Genomic DNA, 22,543 nt, shown 5'->3' on the forward strand with positions numbered 1-22,543 from the left:
GCTCAGAGCAGGATGACCGTCTTGCCTCGGGCGTGGCCGGAGCGGGCGCGGGCCACGGCGGCGGGGGCGTCGGCCAGGGAGATCTCCGCGTCGACGGTGACGCGGAGCTTTCCGGCGGCCGTGAGGTCGGCGAGGGCCGCGAGTTCGGCCTGGCTCGGGCTGCTGGAGAGGTTGACGCCGTGGATCTCACGGGCGGCCAGGGCCTCGGGGTCGGTGGCGTGGTTGGTGCTGATCAGCCGGCCGCCGGGCTTGAGCAGGGCGGCGAAGGCGTCGATGTCTCCGCCGGGGTGGGTGATCAGGTCCAGGACGGCGTCGATGCCGTCCGGGTGCGCGGCCAGCACCTGCTCGGCGACGGGCGCGGCGGTGAAGTCGAGGGTCTCGTGGGCGCCGAGGTCGCGGAGGTGACCGGCGATGTCGGGGGCGGCGGTGGCCAGCACCCGTGCGCCTTCGTGGACGGCGAACTGGACCGCCGACTGACCGACGCCCCCGGAGGCGCCGTTGACGAGGATGATCTGCCCGGTGTCCAGCCGGGCCGCCTCGATGGCCTGGTAGGCGGTGGCACTGGCGGTCGGCAGGGCCGCGGCGACACCGAACGGGAGGTCCTCGGGTATGCGGGCGAGCCTTCCGTCCTCCGGGACCAGGGCGTACTCCGCGTACGAGCCGTGTCCCCGGGCCACGTTCATGAACTGGCCGTAGACGGTGTCGCCGAGGCGGAAGCGGTTGACGCCCTCGCCGATGCGCTCGACCACTCCGGCGCCGTCGGAGCCCATGACGAGGGGGAAGCGGTGCTCGACCGCGTCCTTGAGGGCGCCGTCGGCCACTTTCCAGTCGAAGGGGTTCAGCGCGGCCGCGTGGAGGCGTACCAGCAGCTCTCCCGGGCCCGGCCGCGGCACGGGCAGGTCGGTCAGGCGCGGCTCGGCGCCGAAGCCGTCGATCGTGACGGCCTTCACGACTGCTCCCAGACGACGGTCAACTCGTTGCGGCGGCCGAAGCGTTCGAGGTGGCTGGCCACGACGTCCCGGATGGTGCCGAGCGTGGAGGCGTCGGGCGCGGTCACCCGGATCAGCAGGTGGTCCTCCGCGGGCTCCAGCAGGACGTCGGTCTGCTGGAAGGTGAGGCGGTGGCGCCCTTCGGGCAGCTCCTCGGTGGGGATCTTCCGGCCGAAGTGCGAGGCGAGTTGCTTGGCGTAGCGCGGGGCGGCGTCGGTGGCGGCGCGGCCGTGGGACGTGGGCATGGTGCGACTCCGGGGTGAGGGCGTCAGCCGGCGAGGCCGGCGAGGCGCGGCAGGGCGAGGGTGTGGTGGGTGTGGCGGACCTTGGCGTGGAGGTAGCGCAGGTTGCTGGGGGTGGTGTGGACGCCGGTGGGCCGCACGAGGCGGACGTCGACGCCGAGGGCCCGCAACTGGCCCGCCTTGTCGGGGTTGTTGGTGAGCAGGTCGAGTCCGGTGATGCCGAGTGCGGTGAGCATCTGGGCGGCGGCGGTGTAGTCGCGTCCGTCCTCGGGCAGGCCGAGGGCGGTGTTGGCCTCGTAGGTGTCCAGGCCCGCGTCCTGCAGGGCGTAGGCGTCGAGCTTGTTGTAGAGGCCGATGCCGCGGCCTTCCTGGCGCAGGTAGAGCAGGACGCCGCCGGTTTCGGCGATGCGCTCGACGGCCTCGCGCAGCTGGGGTCCGCAGTCGCAGCGGGCGGAGCCGAAGACGTCCCCGGTCAGGCACTCCGAGTGCAGTCGTACCAGCGGCGCCGGGGCCGCGGCGGGATCGCCGAGGATCAGCGCCACGTGTTCCTTGCCGTCGACAAGCCCGTGGAAGGTGACGGACTCGGCGGTGACTTCGTAGCCGTCGGGGAAGCGCAGCGGGATGGTGACACGGGTGCGGACGGAGGCGGCTGGGGCGTGGGCGGTCATGGCATCTCCCGAGGGCGACGGCTTGTTCAAATTTGAATGGGATAGACAGACCATAGCCGATGTGCTTCAAATTTTGAACATCGATACCCGTGTGGCGTCGATCACGTGATGCGGCGACGGGGCTGTTGTCCTCGCGGACACCTCCCGGCCAGCAGCCCGTGCGAGGCTGCGGCCATGGACAGGACCGCGCCGGCCCGCACACTGCTGGAGCCGATACCCGCACACCGCACCGCCGGTGTCGAGGTCGTCCGCGCCGCCGACGCCGCGGCCGAGGTGGCGCTGCGGACGCCTCCGGAGCTGGCCAACGTCATCGGCTCACTGCACTCCGGCGGCCTCGTCGCCCTGATCGACGCGACCGACCTGGCGGCGATCATCGCGGCCGCCGGCGACGACGGTGAGATGGAGGGCGTCGTGCCGCTCGGCCGATCCGCCTCCGTGGAGTTCCTCGCCCCGGCGCGCGGACGGCTCCTGGCCTCCTGTCGTCTGACGGACGAGGCCCGCGACGCCCTGCGCCCGCTGTGGACGCGTGAGACGGACCGGGTCCGGCTGTCCACCGAGGTCGAGGTCGTCGACGCGTCGGGGGCGCCGGTGTGCCGGGGGAGCTTCGACTGGAGCGTGCGGCGGCGGTGACGGTGGGGCCGAGTACTGTGCGGGTGGCGCCGCTGTTTGTCACGATTTGAAGGTGTCCAGAGTCGTGCGGCTGATCCGGTCGCTCCGCACCGCCACGCCGGTGGACGCGCCCCCGGCGGCGGACTCGTGCGGCACCGTCGTCGAGGCGCTGGAGACGCTGCGGACCGCGGTGTCCGGGATCGGCACGACCCTCGACGAGGAGACGACCTGCGCCGAGCTGACCCGGGCGGTCGCCGACCGCTTCGGCTGCTCGGCCGCGGTCGTCCGGGTCGAGGGCGCGACCGTCTCGGGGTACGGGGCGATCGCCGGCGACGCGGACGCCTTGCCGGACCTCCGGTGGGCCACGGCGATCGCGCGGGACACGGTGGACCCGTGGGCCCAGGCGCAGGCTTGCTCGCCGGCCGGTCCCACGGCGCCCGGGCGGTCACGTCCCGCGCTGTGCGTGCCCGTGGCCACCGGCGCGTTGCGCTACGGCATCCTCGTCTGCGCCCGGGAGCACGCTGCCTTCACCCCGACCGAGGCCCGTCTGCTCGCCCTTCTCGCGGAGCGGGCCGCCTCCCATCTCCGGCACGCCCGGGACTACGCCGGTGTCAGCCGCACCGCCGGGGACCTGCAGCGCGCCCTGCGCGCCGAACCGGGACGTCCGCACCCGAACCTCGACGTGGCGACCCGCTATCTGCCCGCCGGCCGGCGCGCCCTGGTGGGCGGTGACTGGTGCGAGACGGTACGGCTGAACTTCGGGCGCACGCTGCTGGTGGTCGGCGACGTCATGGGGCACGGCGTGGAGGCCGCCGTCGACATGGCCGCGTACCGCTCCGACCTGCGCTCCCTGGCCGCGGCCGATCTGCCGCCGCAGCGCATCCTGCGCCAGCTCGACGACATCTCCGCAGGCGCACCTGACCGCAGGCCCGCCACCTGTCTGATCGCCCGGGTCGACCCGGCCCGGGGCAGGGTGACGCTGGCCGGTGCCGGGCACCTGCCGCCCACGGTGATCGGTGGCCGGGGAGGGACGGTCGCTCTGCCGATGCCGGTCGGACCGCCGCTCGGCACCGGGCTCGGGGGCTACGAACCCACCACCTACGCCCTGGACGAGACGCAGACCCTGCTGATGTTCACCGACGGCCTCGTCGAGCGGCGGGGCGAGGACATCGACGTGTCCCTGGAACGGCTCGCCCGGATCCGGTTCCGGCCCGGCGACGGCGTGGAGGACATCCTGAACACCGTCCTCACCGGCCTGGGCGCGCGGCACGCCGAGGACGACGTGGCGGTCCTGGCGGCCCGGCCCCGGCGCGACGGAACCGGCTCCCGCTGAAGCCGGCCGGGCGGTTCAGCCCGCGTGCTGGGGGAGCACCGGGCTCGGCACGGGGCGCTTGGCCACGAAACCGTCGCCGGGTACATGGCCGCGCAGGCGCCGCCATGCCCAGGGGCCGACATGGTCCACCGCCCAGCGGACATCGGCTCCCAGGGCGCGCAACACCGACACGGGGGTCAGGGCGGGAAGCGGCTCCGCCCAGTTCTCATGACCCGGCAGACCCAGGATGTGGGCCATGCCGGCGGCGATCCGGGCGTGCCCGACCGGGCTCGCGTGCAGGCGGTCGTCACTCCACAGGCGGGGGTCGGCGGTGAAGGGGTGCGGGAAGACGTCCAGGACCGATACGCCGTACCGTCCCGCGATGTCGCGCACCCGGGAGTTGAGGCCGATGATGCGCGGTCGCACCCGGCGCGCGACCGGGGAGACCGTGCCGAGGTCGGGGAAGGTCATCGTGACGACGTGGGCACCCGACGCGGTCAGCCGGGCGAACGTCTCCTCGATGTTCGCGGCGACCGCCTCGGGGTCGTAGCGCCGCCGTACGACGTCGTTCATGCCCGCCGTCACCGTCACCAGGTCGGGCCGCAGCGCCAGCGCCGGGGACAGCTGGTCGGCCCTGATCTGGGTGCTGGTCTTGCCGCGCACGGCCAGATTGGCGTAGGTCAGACCCGGTTGCGTCTGCGCGAGGGTCTCGGCGAGCCGGTCGGCCCAGCCCCGGGGCCCGCCCGTCGGGGCGGGATCACCGACGCCTTCCGTCAGGCTGTCGCCGATCGCGACGTAGCGGGTGAACGGGTGTGAGACGGTCATGCCGCCCGAGTCTATCTTCGGTTCATCCGTGGTTCAGACTGGGCAGGCCCCATTGCGTCGAAGCCGACAACCGGAGAGGGAGCGGCACGTGGCGCATAAGAGGGCCCTGGTGGTGCGCGGAGGATGGGAGGGGCACCAACCGGTCAAGGCGACCGAGCTGTTCATCCCCTTCCTCGAGGACAACGGCTACGCCGTGCGCGTCGAGGAGTCGACCGAAGTCTACGGCGACGCCGAGGAGTTGGGGGTCACCGATCTCATCGTGCAGTGCGTGACCATGGCGGAGATCACACACGAGCAGGTGGCCGGACTCGGCGCGGCGGTCGCCGCGGGAACCGGCCTCACCGGCTGGCACGGCGGGATCGCCGACTCCTTCCGCGCCTCCTCCGACTATCTCCACCTGGTCGGGGGCCAGTTCGCGACCCACCCCGGCAAGGAGCCCTGTCTTCGCCGCGGGGAGGCCGACGACAACTTCCTGCCCCACACCGTGCACTTCACGGAGCTCGGCCGCGAACACCCCGTGACCGCGGGGCTGGAGGACTTCGAGCTGGAGACCGAGCAGTACTGGGTGCTCCACGACGACCTCATCGACGTGCTCGCCACCACCACCCATCCGGTACGGCCCTGGCATCCCTGGCACCGTCCGGTGACCTCACCGGCGATCTGGACCCGGCGGTGGGGCGAAGGACGCATCGTCGTCACCACGCCGGGACACAGTCTCGACGTACTGGAGGACGCCGCCGTCCGTACCGTCATCGAGAGGGGAATGCTGTGGGCGACGCGCACCGCATCGGCATCGTAGGGCTCGGCGTCATAGCGCGGGCCTACCTCGGCACGCTCGCGGAGCACCCCGACGTGCAGATCGCCGCGGTCGCCGACCTCGACGCCGCCCGCGCGGCCGAGGTCGCCGGGCGGCTGCCCGGCACCGAGGCGTTGAGCGTCGAGGACCTGCTCGCCGCCTCCGACCTCCACACCGTCCTCAACCTCACCACCCCGGCCGCGCACGCCGGAATCGCCCTCGACGCGATCGGCCGCGGCAAGCACGTCTACACCGAGAAGCCGCTGGCCAGTGCCTTCGACGACGGCCAAGCGGTCCTCGACGCCGCCGCGGCGGCGGGAGTCGGCGTGGCCTGCGCGCCGGACACCGTCCTGGGCACCGGTACCCAGACGGCCCGCGCGGCCGTCGACGCCGGGCTGATCGGGCGGCCGTTCGCGGCGTCGGCGGTCATGGTCACCCCGGGCCACGAACGCTGGCACCCCAACCCCGACTTCTACTACGCGCCGGGCGGCGGCCCGTTGCTGGACATGGGGCCGTACTACATCTCGGCGCTCGTCCACCTCCTGGGCCCGGTGCGGACGGTGACCGGCGCGTCCAGCCGGCTGCGCGGTGAGCGGGTCATCGGCTCCGGGCCGCGTCAGGGGGAGCGGATCCCGGTCGAGGTGGACAGTCATGTCTCCGGCGTCCTGGAACACGCCGGCGGTGCCCTCTCCACCCTCACCACGAGCTTCGACGGGGTCACCACGACCGCCGCCCCGATCGAGATCCACGGCGAGAGGGGAACCCTGGCCGTCCCCGATCCCAACCAGTTCGACGGCGAGGTACGGCTCTTCGAGCTGGGCGGCACCGACTGGCGCACCCTCGCTCCGTCGGCGGGCTACGCCGACGCGACCCGCGGCATCGGCCTGCTCGACTTCCTCAGGGCCGACGACCGGCGCCCGCCCCGCGCCGGCGGGGACGTCGCCCTGCACGTCCTGGAGACGATGACCGCGCTGCTGCACTCCGCCGCCGAGGGCAGGCGCATCACGCTGACGACCTCCGTGGAGCGACCCGAGCCGGTCCCGCTGACCCCGGCGTGGATGTGGAAGGGACCCCAAGACCGTCTCCCTATGTAGACACCGTCTTACATGCGGGACGTCCGCCGGGCAGGATGGGGCCTCCGTGCTCACCGACTGGAGAGGGAGGCCCCGTGTCGGCCGGCTCCGTGTTCCTGCTCGCACTGGCCGGCGTCGCCTCCGGGCTCGCCGGATCGATCGCGGGACTGGCCTCGCTCTTCAGCTATCCCGCGCTGCTGGCCGCCGGTCTGCCGCCGGTGGCCGCCAATGTCACCAACACGGTCGCGCTGTTCACCAACACCCTGGGAACCGCGGCCGGTTCACGCGAGGAGCTGCGCGGACAGCGCCGCCGTCTGGTCCGGCTCGGGCTCCTCTCGGCGGCCGGCGGCTCGGTCGGCGCGGCACTGCTGCTGGGCACGCCGTCCTCGGCCTTCGAGCACGTCGTGCCGTGGCTGATCGCCCTGGGCTCGGTCCTGATTCTGGTGCGTGAACCACTGCGCCGGCTCGCCGACCGACGCCCGCAACGGGACGGCCGGCGCGGCCGGCTCCCGCTGATCCTCGCGGTGCTCCTCGTGGGGCTCTACGGCGGCTACTTCGGGGCCGCGGCCGGCGTCCTGATGCTGGCGGTGCTGTCCCTCGCCGCCGACGAGCCGCTCCGGGTGACCAACGCCGTGAAGAACGTCGCCACCGGAGCCGCCAACGTCACCGCGGCGATCGCCTACGCCTTCCTCGCGCCGGTCGACTGGAGGGCGGCGGCGGCACTCGGCCTCGGCTGTCTGATCGGCAGCCGGGTGGGGCCGGTGGTCGTACGACGGCTGCCCGAGAAACCGCTGCGGATCGCCATCGCGCTGGCGGGGCTCGGCCTGGCCGTATCCCTTTGGTACCGGACCGGCTGACGGCACGTCAGCTCAGGCCGACCGGTGCGCACCCATTGACCCGGCGGTGTCGATCAACCTAGCCTCCGTCCTCATATGTAGACGGCGTCCTCATGAGGGGACTTCGTTCAAATGAATGAACGGCAGTTCAAGGGAGAACTGACAGATGCCGCTCGTGGTGGTCGGGGTCAGCGTGCTGATCCTCCTGTTCCTGATGACGAAGCTCAGGCTGAACGGCTTCGCCGCGCTGCTCCTCGTGGCGGTGGGGGTGGCCGTGGTCCGGGGCATCCCCCTGGAGAAGATCTCGGACGTCCTGTCCGAGGGCATCGGCGGCCAGATCGGCGACACGATGCTCACCATCGGGCTCGGCGCCATGGTCGGCCGGGTGATGGGGGACTCCGGCGCGGCCCAGCGCATCGCCACCAGGCTTCTCGACGTCTGCGGCCCGCGCCGGGTCCAGGTCGCCATGGTGCTGACCGCCATGCTCATCGGCGTGACCATGTTCTACGAGGTGGCCTTCGTCATCATCGTGCCGGTCGCCTTCACCCTGGTCCGCGTCACCCGCTCCAACCTGCTGTGGGTGGGCCTGCCGATGTCGATCGCCCTGTCCACCATGCACAGCTTCCTGCCGCCCCACCCGGGCCCGACCGCCGTCGCCGCCACCTTCCACGCCTCCGTCGGACTCACCCTGTTCTACGGCCTGTTCGTCGCCGTCCCGGCCGGTGCCCTCGTCGCCCTGGTCTGGCCGCGGCTGCCGTTCGTGCACGCGATGAACCCGGCCGTCCCCAAGGGGCTGGTCAGCGAGCGCGTCTTCGAGGAGGAGGAGCTGCCCGGCACCGGCTGGTCGTTGGCCGTGGCGCTGTTGCCCGTCGTGCTGATCGCGGGCGCCGCGGTGACCGACCTGGCCACCTCCGGATCGAGCCCGTGGCTGCACTTCGTCGCGTTCATCGGCTCCGCGCCGATCGCCCTGCTGCTCACCCTGCTCCTGGCGATCTGGGCGCTCGGCCCGCGCATCGGGCGCAGCCTCGCGGACGTCGCCGCCTCCTGCCGGGAGGCCGCCCAGGCCATGGCGATGATCCTGCTGGTCATCGGCGCGGGAGGCGCCTTCAAGCAGGTGCTCGTCGAGGGCGGCATCTCCGACTACATCAGGGACTCCACCGAGCACTGGTCCATCTCGCCGATCATCCTGGCCTGGCTGATCGCCGCCATCCTCCGCGTCGCCCTCGGTTCCGCGACCGTCGCCGTCGTCACCGCCTCCGGTGTCGCGCTGCCCCTGCTCGCCGGCAGCGGCGTCCACCCCGAGGTCATGGTGCTCGCCGTCTCCTGCGGCTCGATCGCGTTCTCCCATGTGAACGATCCCGGCTTCTGGATGTTCAAGGAGTACTTCAACCTGTCCGTCATCGACGCGATCAAGGCACGGACGACCTACACGACGGTGCTCGCGATACTCGGCCTGGGCGGCGTGCTCGTCCTTGAACAGGTGCTCGACGCCCTCAACGTGTGACCGCTCACCGCCAACCTCCCGCACGAGAAAGGCACTTGTCCATGACCCAGCCCGTCGTCACGACGTTCTCCGTCTACCCGGTCGCCGGCCGGGACTCCATGCTGCTCAACCTCTCCGGCGCCCACGCCCCCTACTTCACCCGCAACGTCGTCGTCATCGAGGACTCCGAAGGGCGCACCGGACTGGGCGAGGTGCCCGGCGGCGAGAGGATCACCCAGACGCTGCGCGACGCCGAACACCTCGTGCTGGGCGCACAGGTCGGCGACTACAAACGCGTACTCCGGTCCGTCCGGGCCCGGTTCGCCGACCGTGACGCGGGCGGCCGCGGTGCCCAGACCTTCGACCTGCGCACCACGGTGCACGCCGTCACCGCGATCGAGTCGGCCCTCCTCGACCTCCTCGGCCAGCACCTGGAGGTCCCGGTCGCCGCACTCCTCGGCGACGGCAAGCAGCGCGACGCCGTACGCGTCCTCGGCTACCTCTTCTACGTCGGCGACCCCGACCGCACCGACCTCGACTACCACCGCGCGCCGGACGCCGAGGTGGAGTGGTACCGACTCCGCCACGAGGAGGCGCTGACCCCCGAGGCGATCGTCCGCCAGGCCGAGGCGACCTACGACCACTACGGCTTCCGGGACTTCAAGCTCAAGGGCGGTGTCCTGCCCGGCACCGAGGAGGTCGAGGCCGTACGGGCGCTGAAGGACCGCTTCCCCGAAGCCCGCGTCACGCTGGACCCGAACGGCGCCTGGTCCCTGCGCGAGGCCGTCGAGCTGTGCCGCCCCCTCGTCGGCACCCTCGCCTACGCCGAGGACCCCTGCGGAGCCGAGGACGGCTACTCGGGCCGCGAGATCCTCGCGGAGTTCCGCCGGGCCACCGGGCTGCCCACGGCCACCAACATGATCGCCACCGACTGGCGGCAGCTGACCCACGCGCTCGCGCTGCAGTCCGTCTCCATCCCGCTCGCCGACCCGCACTTCTGGACCCTGCAGGGGTCGGTGCGCGTGGCCGAGTTGTGCGACGCGATGGGACTGACCTGGGGCTGCCACTCCAACAACCACTTCGACATCTCGCTCGCGATGATGGCGCACTGCGGAGCCGCGGCCCCGGGCGAGTACAACGCGCTGGACACGCACTGGATCTGGCAGGAGGGGCAGGAGCGGCTCACCGTCGAGCCGCCGAGGATCGTCGGCGGCGAGGTCGCCGTGCCGGACACCCCCGGCCTCGGCGTCCGTCTCGACCGGGAACGGCTCATGGCGGCCCACGAGTTGTACCGGGCGAAGGCGCTGTCGGGGCGCGACGACGCGATCGGCATGCGCTATCTCATCGACGGCTGGACCTTCGACGCCCAACGCCCCTGTCTCGTACGATGAGTTCGGCGGCGAGCCCGCCCCGTCGCTTCACAGGACGCACACAAACTCCCCCCATTTGCTTAAAACTTCAAGCGCTAGGCTGCTCACCAGTTCGAGTGGCCGGGGGACCCGACGGAGGGCGCCGCTCGCCACCCCCCACTTGCACAGGAGACCGGCGTGCTGCACGGCGACGTAGTGGTGATAGGCGGTGGCTACGCGGGCGTGCGCGTGGCGAAACGACTCGACGGGACGGCGCGGGTGACACTCGTGGACCGCAAGGAGGTGTTCTTCCACCGGATCGCCTCCCTGCGGGCCGGAGTCCGCCCGGAGTGGTCCGTGACGCCGTTCATCCCCTACGACCGGTTGCTGCAGCGCGGCCGGGTCGTCGTGGGCAAGGTGGTCCGTGTCGACACCGCCGAGCGGCAGGTGGTGCTGGGCACGGGGGAGCGGCTGCCGTACGACGTGGTGGTGATCGCCACCGGCGCCGACTACCCCGAACCGGCCCGTTTCGTCGGCAGCACCGCCGACGAGGCGGTCGAGGCCTTCGCCGGCCACCAGCACAAGGTGGCCGACGCCGAGCACATCCTGGTCGTCGGCGGCGGACCCTCCGGGATCGAACTGAGCGCCGAGATACGCCTGGCCCGCCCGGACGCCCGGGTCACCCTCGCCCACTCCGGCACCGAACTGCTGCACTCGACGGGCATCGCACGCGCCGGCCGGCGCGCCCGCGCCTGGCTGGAGTCGCACGACGTCGAGGTCCGCCTCGACTCGTTCATGTCGCCCGGCAACGACTTCGGCACCTACCGCGACGCCCGGGGCAACGTCATCACCGCGGACCTGTCCTTCTGGGCGACGGGCACCACGCCCAACACGCTCTGGCTGCGACTGGGCGGCCACGGCGACTGGCTGAACGAGGCCGGACACATCAAGGTCGACCGGACGCTGCGCGTCGGGGGACGCCTGGACGTCTTCGCGGTCGGCGACGTCAACGACGCCACCGAGCTCAAGATCACCCCGGCCGCGCTGGCCCAGGCCGACCTCGCCGCCTGGAACATCCGCACCTACCTGAACAGCGCCGGACGCCACCGCAGCAACCTGCGCCTGTACCGGCCTTTCCACCGCACCCCGATGATCGTCCCGTTCGGCTCCGCCGACGGCGTCACGGCGGTTCCCATCCCGGGGGGTGAGACCGCCCTCCTGGGAGGCCGCACCTCGGTGCTGGCCAAGGCGAAGACCCTGATGACGCCGTACATGCGACGCCAGCTCGGCTACACCGCGACCTGAGACCTGCTCTCAGCGCGGCTCGCCCCGGTAGGTGCCGAAGTACCAGCGGTTGCCCTCGGGATCGCGGGCGGCGAAGTCGCGGGAGCCGTAGTCGGTGACGTGGAGGCCGGTGGTGATGTCGGCGCCGGCCTCCTTGGCGCGGGCGTGCACGGCGTCCGGGTCGGCGGTGACGACGTAGGCGCTGAAGGCGCCGGGCGGGGTGGGTCCCTCGCCGGGGTCCTGGTTCTCCCGCACCGAGCCCAGCATCACCCCGCCGCCCTCGGGCCAGCTGAGCTGGGCGTGCTCGACGAGATCGCCGTCGCCGTAGGCGACGGTCTCCTCGAAGCCGAAGGCGTCGACCAGGAAGCGGATCAGCGCCCGGGCGTCGCGGGCGCGCAGGGTGGGCCACACCTGCGGGGCGGGCGGCTGCTTGGCGGTGTCGGTCATGACGGCGGGCCTTTCGGTGCGGGGAGCCTGAGTCGGCCGTACCCCTTCAGCGTCACGCGGGCGGGTGGTGCCCGGATTGGATGTTTCGGAACTCCTGCGCCAGCCAGGCGCTCGGCGTGCAGGAGGCCAGCGCCGCGAACTCGCGGTCGAGGTGGGACTGGTCCGCGTAACCGCAGTCGGCGGCCAGAGCGGCGAGGTCGGGCCGGCCGGGTCGCCGTGCGAGGCGGCGCCGGGTCAGGTCGAAGCGGACGACCCGGGCGGCCGCCTTGGGGGTGAGGCCGATCTCCGCGCGGAAGCGGTTGCGCAGATGGCGGTCGCTGTAGCCGGTCACGGCGGCGAGCTCCTCGACGCGCACCCGGCCGCCGGTGGCCAGCAGCCGCCGCCAGGCCTCCGTGAGGGTCGCGGCGGCCGTGCGGGTGCCGTCGTGGTGTGTCAGCCGGGTCAGCAGCCAGTCGTCGAGGACCCGGAAGCGGGCGGGCCAGTCGGGTGCCTCGCGCAGTCTCTCGTGCGCCTCGCGCACGTCCGGCCCCAGGGCGTCGTCGGCGTGGACGTCGATCCCGGCCAGCTCGCCCGCGGGCAGCTCCAGCAGGGCGCGGGCGCCGAGCGGGCTGATCGCCAGCTGGATGCCGGACTGCCGGCCGGGGATCCGGATGAGGGCGGGCGAGGTGTGCAGACCGCCCAGCAGGGTCGGGTAGTCGCCGGGCGAGGCGCCCGGGTCGGGGTGCGCGGCGATGCTCAGCGGCTCGTCCAGGGTCAGGATCAGCGTCAGCCACGGCGAGGGCAGCCCGCGGTGCGTGGTGGCGGGGACGCCGCGCTGCTGGTAGCCGGAGTACCAGCCGACCAGTCCCCTGAGCGGCGGCGCCGGTGGCACCCGTACCGCCTCGTCCACGACCTCGGCGACCATACGGCCATTGTGCCGCGCAGGCCCCGAACGGTCTCGTGGACGGCCGGTGTCCACCCCCTCACAGCAGCGCGTCCCAGTCCGTCTCGAGGTCACCCCCGCCGAGGAACATCAGCTCCATCGCGTCGGCCGGCTCCTCCTCCGAGCCGTCCGGCAGCGGAAGTTCGGCCCAGATGCACTTGCCCGTCGGTGTGTAGCGCGCTCCCCAGCGCGCCGACAGGGCCGCGATCAGCTGCAACCCCCGCCCGCCCTCGTCCGTCTCCGTCGCCCGCCGGATCCGCGGCATCGTCTGACTGCCGTCGAAGACCTCGCAGACCAGCCCCGCCCGGTACAGCAGCCGCAGCCGCACCGGGCCCTTGGCGTGGCGCACGACGTTGCCGACGAGTTCGCTGGCCAGCAGCTCGGTGGTGGCGGTCAGGCCGTCCAGGTCCCAGGCGGCCAGTTGCTCACGCACATGGCGGCGCGCCTGGCCCGCCGCCTTCGGGTCCAGGGGCAGCGACCAGGACGCCATCCGGTCCGCGGGCAGCGCGTGCAGCCGCGCGACCAGGAACGCGGCGTCGTCGGCGGCCCGCTGGCCGGCGGGCAGCAGACCGGCCGTCAGCGTGTCGCACAGCCGCTCGAGATCGAGGGCCGTGCCGTCCGCGTGGGCCGTGCCCAGCAGCCGTGCCAGCTCCGCCGTCCCTTCGTCGATCTCCCGCTTCGCCGACTCGACCAGACCGTCCGTGTACAGCACCAGCAGACTGTCCTCCGGCACCTCCAACTCCACGGTGTCGAAAGGAGGTTCAGCGGCGCCGAGCGGCGGATCGGCCTCGTGGTCGGGGAAGTGCACGGTGCCGTCGGGGCGGACCAGGGCGGGCGGCGGATGTCCGGCGCGAGCGATGGAACAGACCCGGGAGGTGGCGTCGTACACCGCGAACAGGCAGGTGACGTACGAGGTCTCGCCCATGCCCTCGACGATGTCGTTGAGGTGGCCCATGATCTCGTCGGGCGGCAGTTCCAGGTCGGCCAGCGTGTGCACGGCGGTGCGCAGCCGGCCCATGGTGGCCGCCTCCGGCAGACCGTGCCCCATGACGTCGCCGACGACGAGCGCGACCCGTCCGCCGGACAGCGGGATGATGTCGTACCAGTCGCCGCCCACGTCCGTGCCCGGCCCGGCCGGCAGATAGCGGGCGGCGGCCGTGCACTCCGGCAGGTCGGGCAGGGCCTGGGGGAGCAGACTGCGCTGGAGCTCGCGGGACCGGGTGTGCTCGGCGTCGTAGAGACGGGCCCGTTCCAGCGACTGGGCGACCAGGGCGCTGATGGTGGTCAGCAGGTCGCGCTCCTGGTAGGTGAGCAGCCGGGGCCGGTCGAAGGCGACCACGCAGACACCGAAGGTGTGCCCGGACGCCGTCAGCGGCAGAAAGGCCCAGGACCGCTTGCCGCCGACGGCCGCCAGGTGCGCCGTCTCGGGGTAGCGCGCGGCGAACTCCGGCGACGAGGACAGGAACAGCGGTGTCCCGGCGGTGATCGTGTCCCACGCCGGGTCGCCGCGTCCCGGCCGGGGACGGGTGTCGAGCCTGTCGACGAAGCCGTCGGGAAAGCCGACCGCCCCGACGTGGTGCAGCCGGTCTCCCTCGATGACCTGGACCAGCAGACCCGCGGCGGCGAACGCCGGCAGTACGCGCCGGGCGACCACGTCCACCACGTCCTGGGAGGTCGTCGCCTTGGCCAGTTCCGCGGTCAGCTCCGCCAGCCGGGCCGAGCGTTCGGCCGCGTCGCGTTCGGCCGCCTGCTGTTCCTCCGCCAGCCGCCGCTTCTCGGTGACGTCCTGGAAGTAGAGGGTGCGTCCGGCGGGTCCCGGCACCAGCCGCAGATGCAGCCGCCGCCCGAAGTCCGGGACGAGGACGTCGAAGCCGGCGGGCCGCTCCTCGGCCGCCGCCTCCAGACATCCGCTGCGCAGCCCCGGAATGTCCCGGGCGGCCGGCAGGTCCCACAGCAGCCGGCCGAACAACTCCTCGTCGGAGAAGCCCAGAAAACGTTCCGCCTCCAGGTTGGCGAAGGTGATCCGCCACTCGTCGTCCACCGCGATGAAGCCGTCGCTCATGTGCCGCAGAGCCCGGCCGAGCGCGTCGCGGGCGGTGCGCGACTCGTTGCTCTCCCAGCCCACGCCGATCATCCGCAGCGGCTCGCCGTTCTCGTCGTACGTGGCCCGGCCGCGCGCCTGGGTCCAGCCCCAGGTGCCGTCCCGCCGCCGTACCCGGTACTCGGCCTCGTAGACGCTGTGGTCGAGGATCGCCCGCTGGGCCGCCGCCAGGGTGGGGGCCAGGTCGTCGGGGTGGACGATCCGCATCCAGTTCTCGATCTTCCCGGTGAAGTCGGCGGGCCGGGTGCCGTACAGCTCCAGGGCCGCCTCGTCCCAGATGAGCTCGCCGCCCCGGATGTCCCAGTCCCAGGAACCGACCTGGACCTCCTTGAGGGCGTGCCGCAGGCGCTCGCCGTTCAGCTCGGGCTGCGCGGGGCCGGACGGCGGCGGGGCCTGGGCCATACGGTCCTCGGTCCAGGCGACCACGTCCCGCAGGAAGTCCCAATGCTGGGGGGTGGGTTCGCCCCGGTCGCCCGCCAGGACCGTCAGCGCGCCGATGCTGCGCCGCCCGCTGAACACCGGGAGGGCGGCGAGCCCTGTGCCGGGCCACACCGGTCCGGGCGGAGTGCCGGGAGCGGAGTTCGGCACCCAGACGCCCTCGCCCTGCTGGAGGGCGCGGGCCGGGGCCAGCGGGCCCTCCTGGTCGACGATCTCCCAGGAGCGGGTGAGCGCGGGCGGCAGCCCCACCGAGGACACCAGCCGCAGCGCCGACATCGGTCCGCGCAGGTGCATGGTGCCGCCGAGCCCGCTCAGCTCGCCCACCGCCTGCCCGAGCGCCAGCCTGAAGACCTCGCTCTCCGTCACACCGGGAGACACCGTGCCGAGAAGAGCGAGCCGCGCGTTCATGGTGGGAACTTATCGTTCCTGTTTCCGATCGAAACCTGCTTCACGGATTCCGACCGGCCGCCTCCCGCAACTCTTCCTCCCCAACAGCCAACGGGCAAGGGCAAGTTGTTGAGGTTTCGGCCGTGTACCGTGCCCTCGCACGGGCAGGCTTCCGATCATGAGGAGCGGCATGGACATCGGTGTCTTCATCCCCATCGGCAACAACGGCTGGCTCATATCCAAGAGCTCGCCGCAGTACATGCCGACGTTCGAGCTGAACAAGGCGGTCGTGCGCAAGGCCGAGGAACACGGCCTCGACTTCGCCCTGTCGATGATCAAACTCAAGGGCTTCGGCGGCGAGACGGAGTTCTGGGACCACTGTCTCGAATCGTTCACCCTGATGGCGGGCCTGGCCGCCGTGACGGACCGCATCAGGCTCTTCGCGTCGACACCGATCCTCGCCCTGCCGCCGGCCATCGTCGCCCGCATGGCCGTGACGGTCGACTCCATCGCCCCCGGCCGCTTCGGCGTCAACATCGTCACCGGCTGGGCGCCCGGCGAGTACGGCCAGATGGGTCTGTGGCCCGGCGACGAGCACTTCGGCAACCGCTACGCCCGGGCCGTCGAGTACGTCACCGTGATGAGGGAGTTGTGGCGCGAGGGCGTCAGCAACTTCAAGGGCGAGTTCTACGAGATGGACGACTGCGTGCTCTCCCCGCGCCCGGCGGAGGGGCACATCGACATCGTCGCCGCCGGCCAGAGCGGCACCGGCATCCGCTTCGCCGCCGAGCACGCCGACTACAACTTCGTTCTGGGCAGCGGCGTCAACACCCCGCTCGCCTTCGCGGACACCACGGCCGCCCTGGCGGAGGCGGCCCGCGACAGCGGCCGGGACGTCGGCGCGCTCTCCCTGTTCATGGTCATCGCGGACGAGACGGACGAGGCGGCCCGGGCCACGTGGCAGGACTACCACGACCACGCCGACCACGCGGCCCTGGCCTACATGGCGGGGGAGTCGGCCACGGACAGGACCGCCGACGACTCCTCCACCGCCCGCACCATCGTGGCCCCCGAAGGCGCCGTCAACTTCAACATGGGCACGCTCGTCGGGTCGTACGAGAGCGTCGCCCGGATGCTCGACGAGATCGCCGAAGTCCCCGGCACCAAGGGCATCATGCTCGTCTTCGACGACTTCCTCGAAGGCATCGAGAACTTCGGCACCCGTGTCCAGCCGCTGATGCGCTCGCGGTCCGGGCGCACCGTGGCGGCGAACTGACTCAGGCCCGCAGCGGGTTGGCGCGTGCGAGGGCCAGCAGGTACCAGGCGGTGGCGCCCGTGTGCCGGTACGGGTAGTAGCCGAACCCGAAACCGGTGTCGAGAGGGCTGCTGGCCGAGACGACACCGGACCGCTCGGCGACCGCCACCGAGCCGAGGGTCTGGCCGCCGCCGAGCAGGTCCTGGGCGCGCTCGACGGACGCGATCAGCCCCCGGGCGCGCGCCTCGTCGCCGGGAGCGCGGCGGTCGCGCAGGGCGAGCGCGAGATGGGCCGTGCCCTCGAACCACACGCCGTTGCGGTCGGGCTTCGGCTGCCCACTGGCGATCGGCGCGTCCTCGTTCGCCACCAGACCGGCCGAGCTGAAGGTGACGCCCTCGTACGACTGTCCTGCCGCGACCGTGCTGTTGGGGCGGTCGGCCGTGTCCAGCACGGCGAGGTGGGCCGCCGCCCAGTCCACGGAGCGCGCGTGGGCGGGGGAGGGGAGGGCGAGGCGGGTCCAGGTCTGGGTGTCCTCGGGAACGGGCGACTTGTTGATCGTCACGCCGTCGTTGGAGCCGGTGTAGAAGAAGCCCCCGGCGGGCTCCCACATCCGCTCGACGAAGGCCTTCGCCCAGGCCCGCCGCTCCCGCCACACCCGGTCCCCGGTCAGCCGGGCGAGCCTGCCGAACAGACCGACCAGGTCGGTGTTGTGCTCGGTGGAGCTGAACGGCTGCTTCTCGTTCGCTCCGTTCACCCCGAACGTGTAGCCGCCCAGCGGCTCGTCGGTGCGGGCGTTGCGCTCGATCCACTCGCCGATCCGCACGGCGCCGGTCAGGAACCGGCGCTCTCCGGTCCGCGCGGCGAGGGCGCCGAGCGCGATGCCGGCCCACGCCATGTCGCCCACCGCGGTGCCGGTGAAGCCGAACTGGGTGCCGACGTTGGCCGAACCGTCCGCCCGGACGAACCCGTCCGGCTGGGCCGAGCCGTCGTAGAAGGTGTACGGGCCGACGTTGTAGGCCTGGCGCAGCCTGCCGTCGTCGTGGCCGGGGTCATGGGCCTGCGCGTACAGCAGCGCGTCCCCGAGGACCGTGGCGCGGGTGCGGCCGTCCGCCGTGCCGGAGGCGAGGTTCGCCAGGATCACCAGGGCGTTGTCGTAGGTGAACGCCGTGCTGAACAGGCCCGCCTGGTCGGTGTAGCTCTGGGCCAGACGGACGGTGCCGTGGTCCGGGTAGGCGTCCATGGCCGCGGCGAGGAAGGAGAGGGCCCGGCGCGGGGCGGAGGGGCCGCTCGTCGCCTCGGCGGTGCCGGTCCCGGCGGTGAGGAGGGCGGCGCCCGCGCCGACTCCGGTCCCGATGAGCGAACGGCGGCTGATTCCGGGGCCTTGGCTGCCGGTCATGGGTCTCCCTGGGCAGGTGACGGTCGCGCCTGAGAGCGCTCTCAGGCGGTGCGGGCCCATTCTGCTGGCGGACGCGAAGTCCGGTCAACGACTGTGGCGTAAGGGTCAGTTGAGAGCAGCGGTCAACCGGTGGTGTGCGTAGCGGCGTCGAGGAGGGGGCCCAGCTCCCGGGCCACGGTCGTCAGGGCGCGGGTGTCCTGCTCGGCCCGGGAGATGAGGATGGCGCCCTCCAGCGCGCTGATCATGAGCGTGGCGAGGGCGCCGGCCCGTTCGCCGGGTACGCCCATGTCCGTCAGGGCCTCGGCCACGGGCCCGGTCCACGTGGCGAACGCGGTGGCCACCGCTTCCCGGGTGGACGTGCTGGACTCGGCGCAGTCCACGGTGGCGGCGGCGACGGGGCAGCCGCCCGCGAAGCCCTCGGTCCGGTACTCGTCCGTCCACTGCCGCACCATCTCGGCGAACAGCCCGCTCGGCGTCGGTTCCTCGAGCGTGGCTCTGAAACGGGCGACCCGCTTGCCGGCGTAGCGGCCCGCCCAGCCCACCGCCTCGTTGACCAACTGCTCCTTGCCGCCCGGGAAGTAGTGCTGGAGCGAGCCGCGCGGGGCCTCGGCGTGCGCGGCGACCTCGCGCATCCCGGTGGCCCCGACGCCTTCGCGCCGGATGAGCTGGGCCGCGCTGAAGACCATCCGCTCGCGTGGCCCGCGTTCGGACTCCGCCATGCCCGACCTCCCTCGACCTCGCTCGACGTCTTCGCGGTCACCCTATGACCGCAGTCATAGCGACGGCTACTATGACCGCTGTCATAGTCGGCAGCTGCGGCTCGGAAACGGCGGTGCATCGTGGACTACGTGGGATTCGTCGGCCTCGGGGTGATGGGCCGCCCGATGGCGCTCAACCTCGCCCGCGCGGGAACACCGCTCCTCGTCTGGAACCGCACGCCGGACCGCTGCGAGCCCCTGCGCGCGGCCGGAGCCGAGGTCGCCGCCGACCCTGCCGAGGTCTTCGCCCGGGCGGGCGTCGTCTTCCTCATGCTCGCCGACGAGGCCGCGACCGACGCCGTCCTCGGCCGGGGCACACCGGACTTCACCGCACGGGTCGCGGGACGCACCGTCGTCCACATGGGGACGACCGCGCCGGAGTACTCGGGCGGTCTGCAGGACGCCGTGCGGGCGGCGGGCGGGCGTTATGTAGAGGCGCCGGTGTCCGGCTCCCGGGTTCCGGCGGAACAGGGGCAGTTGGTGGCGATGCTGGCCGGCGACAGCGACGCCGTGGCGGAGGTACGGCCGCTGCTGGCGCCCCTGTGCCGCGAGACGTTCGAGTGCGGTGCCGTACCGGACGCCCTGCTGATGAAGCTGTCGGTGAACCTGTTCCTGATCACCCTGGTGACCGGTCTGACGGAGGCCTTCCACTTCGCCGACCGGAACGGCCTCGACCGGCGGCTGTTCCTTGACGTCCTCGACGCGGGCCCGATGGCCAGCGCGGTCTCCCGGATGAAGGCGCCGAAGCTGCTGGCCCGGGACTTCGCGGTCCAGGCGGGCGCCTGCGACGTACTGAAGAACAACCGTCTGATCGCCGAGGCCGCCCGCAAGGCGGGCCTGGCGTCGCCCCTTCTCGACGTCTGCCACACGCTCTTCGGCGAGACCGTCGAGCAGGGGCACGGCGGCGAGGACATGGTGGCCGTGCTGCACGCCCTGGAATCCCGGACCGACGGAGCGGACCGGCCGACGCTATAGTCAACAATGCGAATAGGTGACTAGTCGCATGACTGATGGCGCATCGACGGGGGGCCTCATGGCCGACAGCGGGTATCTGCGGTACGTCGCCCTGGGGGACAGCCAGACCGAGGGGGTGGGTGACGGGGACGAGCTCGGAGGGTTGCGGGGATGGGCCGACCGGCTCGCCCAGCGCATCGCCCGCGACAGCCCGGGCCTGTTGTACGCCAACCTCGCCGTCCGCGGCCGGCTCGCCGGGCAGGTGCGGGCCGAGCAACTGGCGCCCGCCCTGGCGCTCGAGCCCGACCTCGCCACGGTCGTCGCCGGGGTCAACGACGTGCTGCGGCCCCGCTTCGACGCGGACGAGGTGGCCGGCCACCTGGAGGCGATGTTCGCCGCGCTCACCGCACGGGGTGCCCGCGTGGCCACGCTCACCTTCCCCGACATCGGCCGCATCGCACCGCTGGCCCGACCACTCGCGCCCCGGGTCCTCGGCCTCAACGCCCGCATCCGTGAGGCCGCTCGGCGCCACGGCGTCCTGGTGGCCGACTTCTCGCCCCACCCGGCGGTGACCGATCCGCGGCTGTGGAGCCCCGACCGGCTGCACGCCGGCCCCGAGGGCCACGCGCTGATCGCCGCCGCGGTCGCCCATGCCCTCGCCCTGCCGGACAGCGACGACGGCTGGACCCGGCCCCTGCCGCCCGGCGAGGCGACCCGCTCGGGTCTGCGGGCCGTCGGCGCCGAACTGCGCTGGGCCACAACCTTCCTCGGACCCTGGATCGTCCGCCGCGCACGCGGCCGCTCCTCCGGCGACGGACGCCGGCCCAAGCGTCCCGCCCTGCTCCCGGTGACCGTGTCGGCCGAGGACATCTGAGCGTTCCGCCGGAAGGGCCGCGGTCTGTGTCGTCCGTCGACTGTCCTTTGCCGTCTGCGGCGCAGTCGTGGCCGGTCGCGCAGTTCCTCGCGCCCCTTGGGGGGCTGTAGTCACCTCTTTGATTAGTCAACGCGGTGTTAATTTGGGGCAATGGCATTGCGCAACGCGGTGATGGCCGCACTGCTGGAGGGCGAGGCGTCCGGCTACGACCTCGCCAAGGGGTTCGAGGCCTCGGTGGCGAACTTCTGGATGGCCACCCCGCAGCAGCTCTACCGGGAGCTGGAGCGCATGGAGGGCGAGGGGCTGGTCTCGGCACGGGTCGTGCAGCAGGAGCGCCGCCCGAACAAGCGGCTCTTCTCCCTCACCGAGGCGGGCCTGGAGGTCCTGCGCGACTACATCCTGGCGACCCCGGCCAAGCCGCTGGCCATCCGGGACGAGCTGATGGTCAAGGTGCAGTGCGTCGACATCGGCGACCTCGACGCCGTACGGGCCGCGGTCGCCGAGCGGGTCGAGCGGGCCACCGCCAAACTCGCCCGTTACGAGCGGCTGAGGGAGCGGCTGCTGGACGGCCGCAGCGAGGACGAGTACTTCACCCACGCCGAGCGCATCGGCCCGTACCTCACCCTGCTGGGCGGCCTGGCGCTGGAGCGGGCGAACGTGCAGTGGGGCGAGGCGGCCCTGAAGCGGCTCGACCAGCGCGCGGCTGCGCACTGACCCAAGGGGTTCGTTTTCCAAACTCAATGGGCGGTCCTCCTTGAGTCCGGAAACCGATCGGTTTACAGTGACGTGAAACCGATCGGTTTCCGTATGTGTTCTGCACATCTCGTTCTCAAGGAGTGGTCATGACCGCGATCAAAGACGCCGTCGTCCTCGTCACCGGCGGCAGCCGGGGGATAGGCAAGGCCCTGGTGGAAGAGCTGTACGCGCGTGGCGCCGGCAAGGTGTACGCCACCGCCCGCGACCCGCGCACGGTGACGCACCCGGATGCGGTACCGCTGGCCCTCGAGGTCACCGACCCCGATTCGGTGGCGGCAGCGGCGGCGCGGGCGCAGGACGTCACCGTCCTGATCAACAACGCCGGCGTCTCCGTCGGCGGTCCCTTCCTCGACACCCCGGTCGACGACGTGCGCCGGGAGTTCGAGATCAACTTCTACGGACCGCTGCTGGTGACGCGCGCCTTCGTGCCCGTCCTCGAACGCAACGGCGGCGGACACATCCTCAACGTCCACTCCGTGCTGTCCTGGCTGGGCAACGCCGGCTCCTACAGCGCCTCGAAGGCGGCCCTGTGGCAGCAGACCAACTCACTGCGCCTCGAACTGCAGCCCCGGGGCATCGCGGTCACCGGCCTACACGTCGGATACGTGGACACCGACCTGACCGCGCGCGTCGACGCCCCCAAGTCCGCGGCCCGCGATGTCGCCGCGCTCGCGCTCGACGGCATCGAGTCCGGGGCGCACGAGGTACTGGCCGACGACATCTCACGGCAGGTCAAGGCGGGACTGGCCGGCGAACTGTCGGCGCTCTACCCGCAGTTGGCCGGGTAGC

Annotated in this window: 22 protein-coding genes; 13 read left to right on the plus strand and 9 right to left on the minus strand. The window is 72.3% G+C overall.

Features of this window, described 5'->3' with window-relative positions:
• Positions 1-2: 2 nt before the first annotated feature.
• Genes ACWCQ1_RS30840 through ACWCQ1_RS30850 form a run of 3 tightly spaced genes read right to left on the minus strand, consistent with a single transcriptional unit; the run spans position 3 to position 1,899 of the window.
• A complete protein-coding gene (locus ACWCQ1_RS30840) occupies positions 3-950 on the minus strand; it encodes an NADP-dependent oxidoreductase (protein ID WP_358605996.1) in 948 nt (315 codons plus the stop codon).
• On the minus strand, positions 947-1,234 hold the full coding sequence (locus ACWCQ1_RS30845) for a DUF2218 domain-containing protein (protein ID WP_358605993.1): 288 nt from the start codon (positions 1,232-1,234) through the stop codon (positions 947-949). The genes ACWCQ1_RS30840 and ACWCQ1_RS30845 overlap by 4 nt, the downstream gene beginning before the upstream one ends.
• Positions 1,235-1,257: 23 nt before the next feature.
• On the minus strand, positions 1,258-1,899 hold the full coding sequence (locus tag ACWCQ1_RS30850) for a GTP cyclohydrolase II (RefSeq protein ID WP_358605990.1): 642 nt from the start codon (positions 1,897-1,899) through the stop codon (positions 1,258-1,260).
• Between the two features lie 174 nt (positions 1,900-2,073).
• Here ACWCQ1_RS30850 and ACWCQ1_RS30855 point away from each other — a divergent pair, with 174 nt between their 5' ends.
• Positions 2,074-2,529, plus strand: coding sequence for a DUF4442 domain-containing protein (locus ACWCQ1_RS30855; RefSeq protein WP_358605987.1), 456 nt, complete (start codon positions 2,074-2,076; stop codon positions 2,527-2,529).
• A gap of 52 nt (positions 2,530-2,581) precedes the next feature.
• A complete protein-coding gene (locus tag ACWCQ1_RS30860; RefSeq protein WP_358605984.1) occupies positions 2,582-3,841 on the plus strand; it encodes a PP2C family protein-serine/threonine phosphatase in 1,260 nt (419 codons plus the stop codon).
• 15 nt (positions 3,842-3,856) lie between these two features.
• Here ACWCQ1_RS30860 and ACWCQ1_RS30865 read toward each other — a convergent pair whose 3' ends face one another.
• Positions 3,857-4,645, minus strand: coding sequence for an SGNH/GDSL hydrolase family protein (locus tag ACWCQ1_RS30865; protein ID WP_358605981.1), 789 nt, complete (start codon positions 4,643-4,645; stop codon positions 3,857-3,859).
• An 88-nt stretch (positions 4,646-4,733) separates the two neighbouring features.
• Here ACWCQ1_RS30865 and ACWCQ1_RS30870 point away from each other — a divergent pair, with 88 nt between their 5' ends.
• The 6 genes from ACWCQ1_RS30870 to ACWCQ1_RS30895 all read left to right on the plus strand — a co-directional run bounded on the left by ACWCQ1_RS30870 (position 4,734) and on the right by ACWCQ1_RS30895 (position 11,487).
• The gene (locus ACWCQ1_RS30870; RefSeq protein ID WP_451027843.1) at positions 4,734-5,444 is read left to right on the plus strand and encodes a ThuA domain-containing protein; all 711 of its coding nucleotides are present in this window, start codon (positions 4,734-4,736) and stop codon (positions 5,442-5,444) included.
• Positions 5,414-6,535, plus strand: a complete 1,122-nt coding sequence (locus tag ACWCQ1_RS30875; protein WP_133049114.1) for a Gfo/Idh/MocA family protein — start codon at positions 5,414-5,416, stop codon at positions 6,533-6,535. The genes ACWCQ1_RS30870 and ACWCQ1_RS30875 overlap by 31 nt, the downstream gene beginning before the upstream one ends.
• A 74-nt stretch (positions 6,536-6,609) precedes the next feature.
• Positions 6,610-7,371 carry a sulfite exporter TauE/SafE family protein gene (locus ACWCQ1_RS30880; RefSeq protein ID WP_358605974.1) on the plus strand — a complete coding sequence of 254 codons (762 nt, stop codon included), beginning with the start codon at positions 6,610-6,612 and terminating at the stop codon, positions 7,369-7,371.
• Between the two features lie 145 nt (positions 7,372-7,516).
• Positions 7,517-8,854, plus strand: coding sequence for a gluconate:H+ symporter (locus ACWCQ1_RS30885; protein WP_451027844.1), 1,338 nt, complete (start codon positions 7,517-7,519; stop codon positions 8,852-8,854).
• Between the two features lie 41 nt (positions 8,855-8,895).
• Entirely contained in the window at positions 8,896-10,224 is a 1,329-nt protein-coding gene (locus tag ACWCQ1_RS30890; protein WP_358605968.1) for an enolase C-terminal domain-like protein, read from the plus strand.
• A gap of 156 nt (positions 10,225-10,380) precedes the next feature.
• Complete coding sequence (locus ACWCQ1_RS30895; protein WP_451027845.1) at positions 10,381-11,487, plus strand: FAD-dependent oxidoreductase; 1,107 nt, start codon at positions 10,381-10,383, stop codon at positions 11,485-11,487.
• A 9-nt stretch (positions 11,488-11,496) separates the two neighbouring features.
• Here the strand turns inward: ACWCQ1_RS30895 and ACWCQ1_RS30900 are convergent, their stop codons facing one another.
• The 3 genes from ACWCQ1_RS30900 to ACWCQ1_RS30910 are packed head-to-tail and all read right to left on the minus strand — an operon-like array spanning position 11,497 to position 15,782.
• Positions 11,497-11,913 (minus strand): VOC family protein, encoded by a 417-nt coding sequence (locus tag ACWCQ1_RS30900; protein ID WP_358605962.1) that lies wholly within the window; start codon positions 11,911-11,913, stop codon positions 11,497-11,499.
• 52 nt (positions 11,914-11,965) lie between these two features.
• Positions 11,966-12,817, minus strand: coding sequence for a helix-turn-helix domain-containing protein (locus ACWCQ1_RS30905; RefSeq protein ID WP_358605959.1), 852 nt, complete (start codon positions 12,815-12,817; stop codon positions 11,966-11,968).
• Between the two features lie 58 nt (positions 12,818-12,875).
• Entirely contained in the window at positions 12,876-15,782 is a 2,907-nt protein-coding gene (locus ACWCQ1_RS30910) for a SpoIIE family protein phosphatase (RefSeq protein WP_358605956.1), read from the minus strand.
• A 169-nt stretch (positions 15,783-15,951) separates the two neighbouring features.
• Here ACWCQ1_RS30910 and rutA point away from each other — a divergent pair, with 169 nt between their 5' ends.
• Positions 15,952-17,037 carry a pyrimidine utilization protein A gene (gene rutA / locus ACWCQ1_RS30915; RefSeq protein WP_451027855.1) on the plus strand — a complete coding sequence of 362 codons (1,086 nt, stop codon included), beginning with the start codon at positions 15,952-15,954 and terminating at the stop codon, positions 17,035-17,037.
• A 1-nt stretch (position 17,038) separates the two neighbouring features.
• Here rutA and ACWCQ1_RS30920 read toward each other — a convergent pair whose 3' ends face one another.
• Positions 17,039-18,412, minus strand: a complete 1,374-nt coding sequence (locus ACWCQ1_RS30920) for a Tat pathway signal sequence domain protein (protein ID WP_451027846.1) — start codon at positions 18,410-18,412, stop codon at positions 17,039-17,041.
• A gap of 122 nt (positions 18,413-18,534) precedes the next feature.
• Positions 18,535-19,131: a TetR/AcrR family transcriptional regulator gene (locus ACWCQ1_RS30925; protein WP_358605950.1), complete on the minus strand. Its 597-nt coding sequence runs from the start codon at positions 19,129-19,131 to the stop codon at positions 18,535-18,537.
• A gap of 120 nt (positions 19,132-19,251) precedes the next feature.
• On the opposite strand from ACWCQ1_RS30925, the gene ACWCQ1_RS30930 reads away from it, so the two are divergent.
• From ACWCQ1_RS30930 to ACWCQ1_RS30945, 4 genes are all read left to right on the plus strand, one after another.
• The gene (locus tag ACWCQ1_RS30930) at positions 19,252-20,145 is read left to right on the plus strand and encodes an NAD(P)-dependent oxidoreductase (protein ID WP_358605947.1); all 894 of its coding nucleotides are present in this window, start codon (positions 19,252-19,254) and stop codon (positions 20,143-20,145) included.
• 58 nt (positions 20,146-20,203) lie between these two features.
• Positions 20,204-20,998: an SGNH/GDSL hydrolase family protein gene (locus tag ACWCQ1_RS30935; protein WP_451027856.1), complete on the plus strand. Its 795-nt coding sequence runs from the start codon at positions 20,204-20,206 to the stop codon at positions 20,996-20,998.
• A 150-nt stretch (positions 20,999-21,148) separates the two neighbouring features.
• The gene (locus tag ACWCQ1_RS30940; protein WP_133049103.1) at positions 21,149-21,712 is read left to right on the plus strand and encodes a PadR family transcriptional regulator; all 564 of its coding nucleotides are present in this window, start codon (positions 21,149-21,151) and stop codon (positions 21,710-21,712) included.
• Between the two features lie 128 nt (positions 21,713-21,840).
• Positions 21,841-22,542, plus strand: a complete 702-nt coding sequence (locus ACWCQ1_RS30945; protein ID WP_133049102.1) for an SDR family oxidoreductase — start codon at positions 21,841-21,843, stop codon at positions 22,540-22,542.
• Position 22,543 lies beyond the last annotated feature (1 nt).

The organism is Streptomyces sp. NPDC002144 (genome assembly GCF_053593695.1).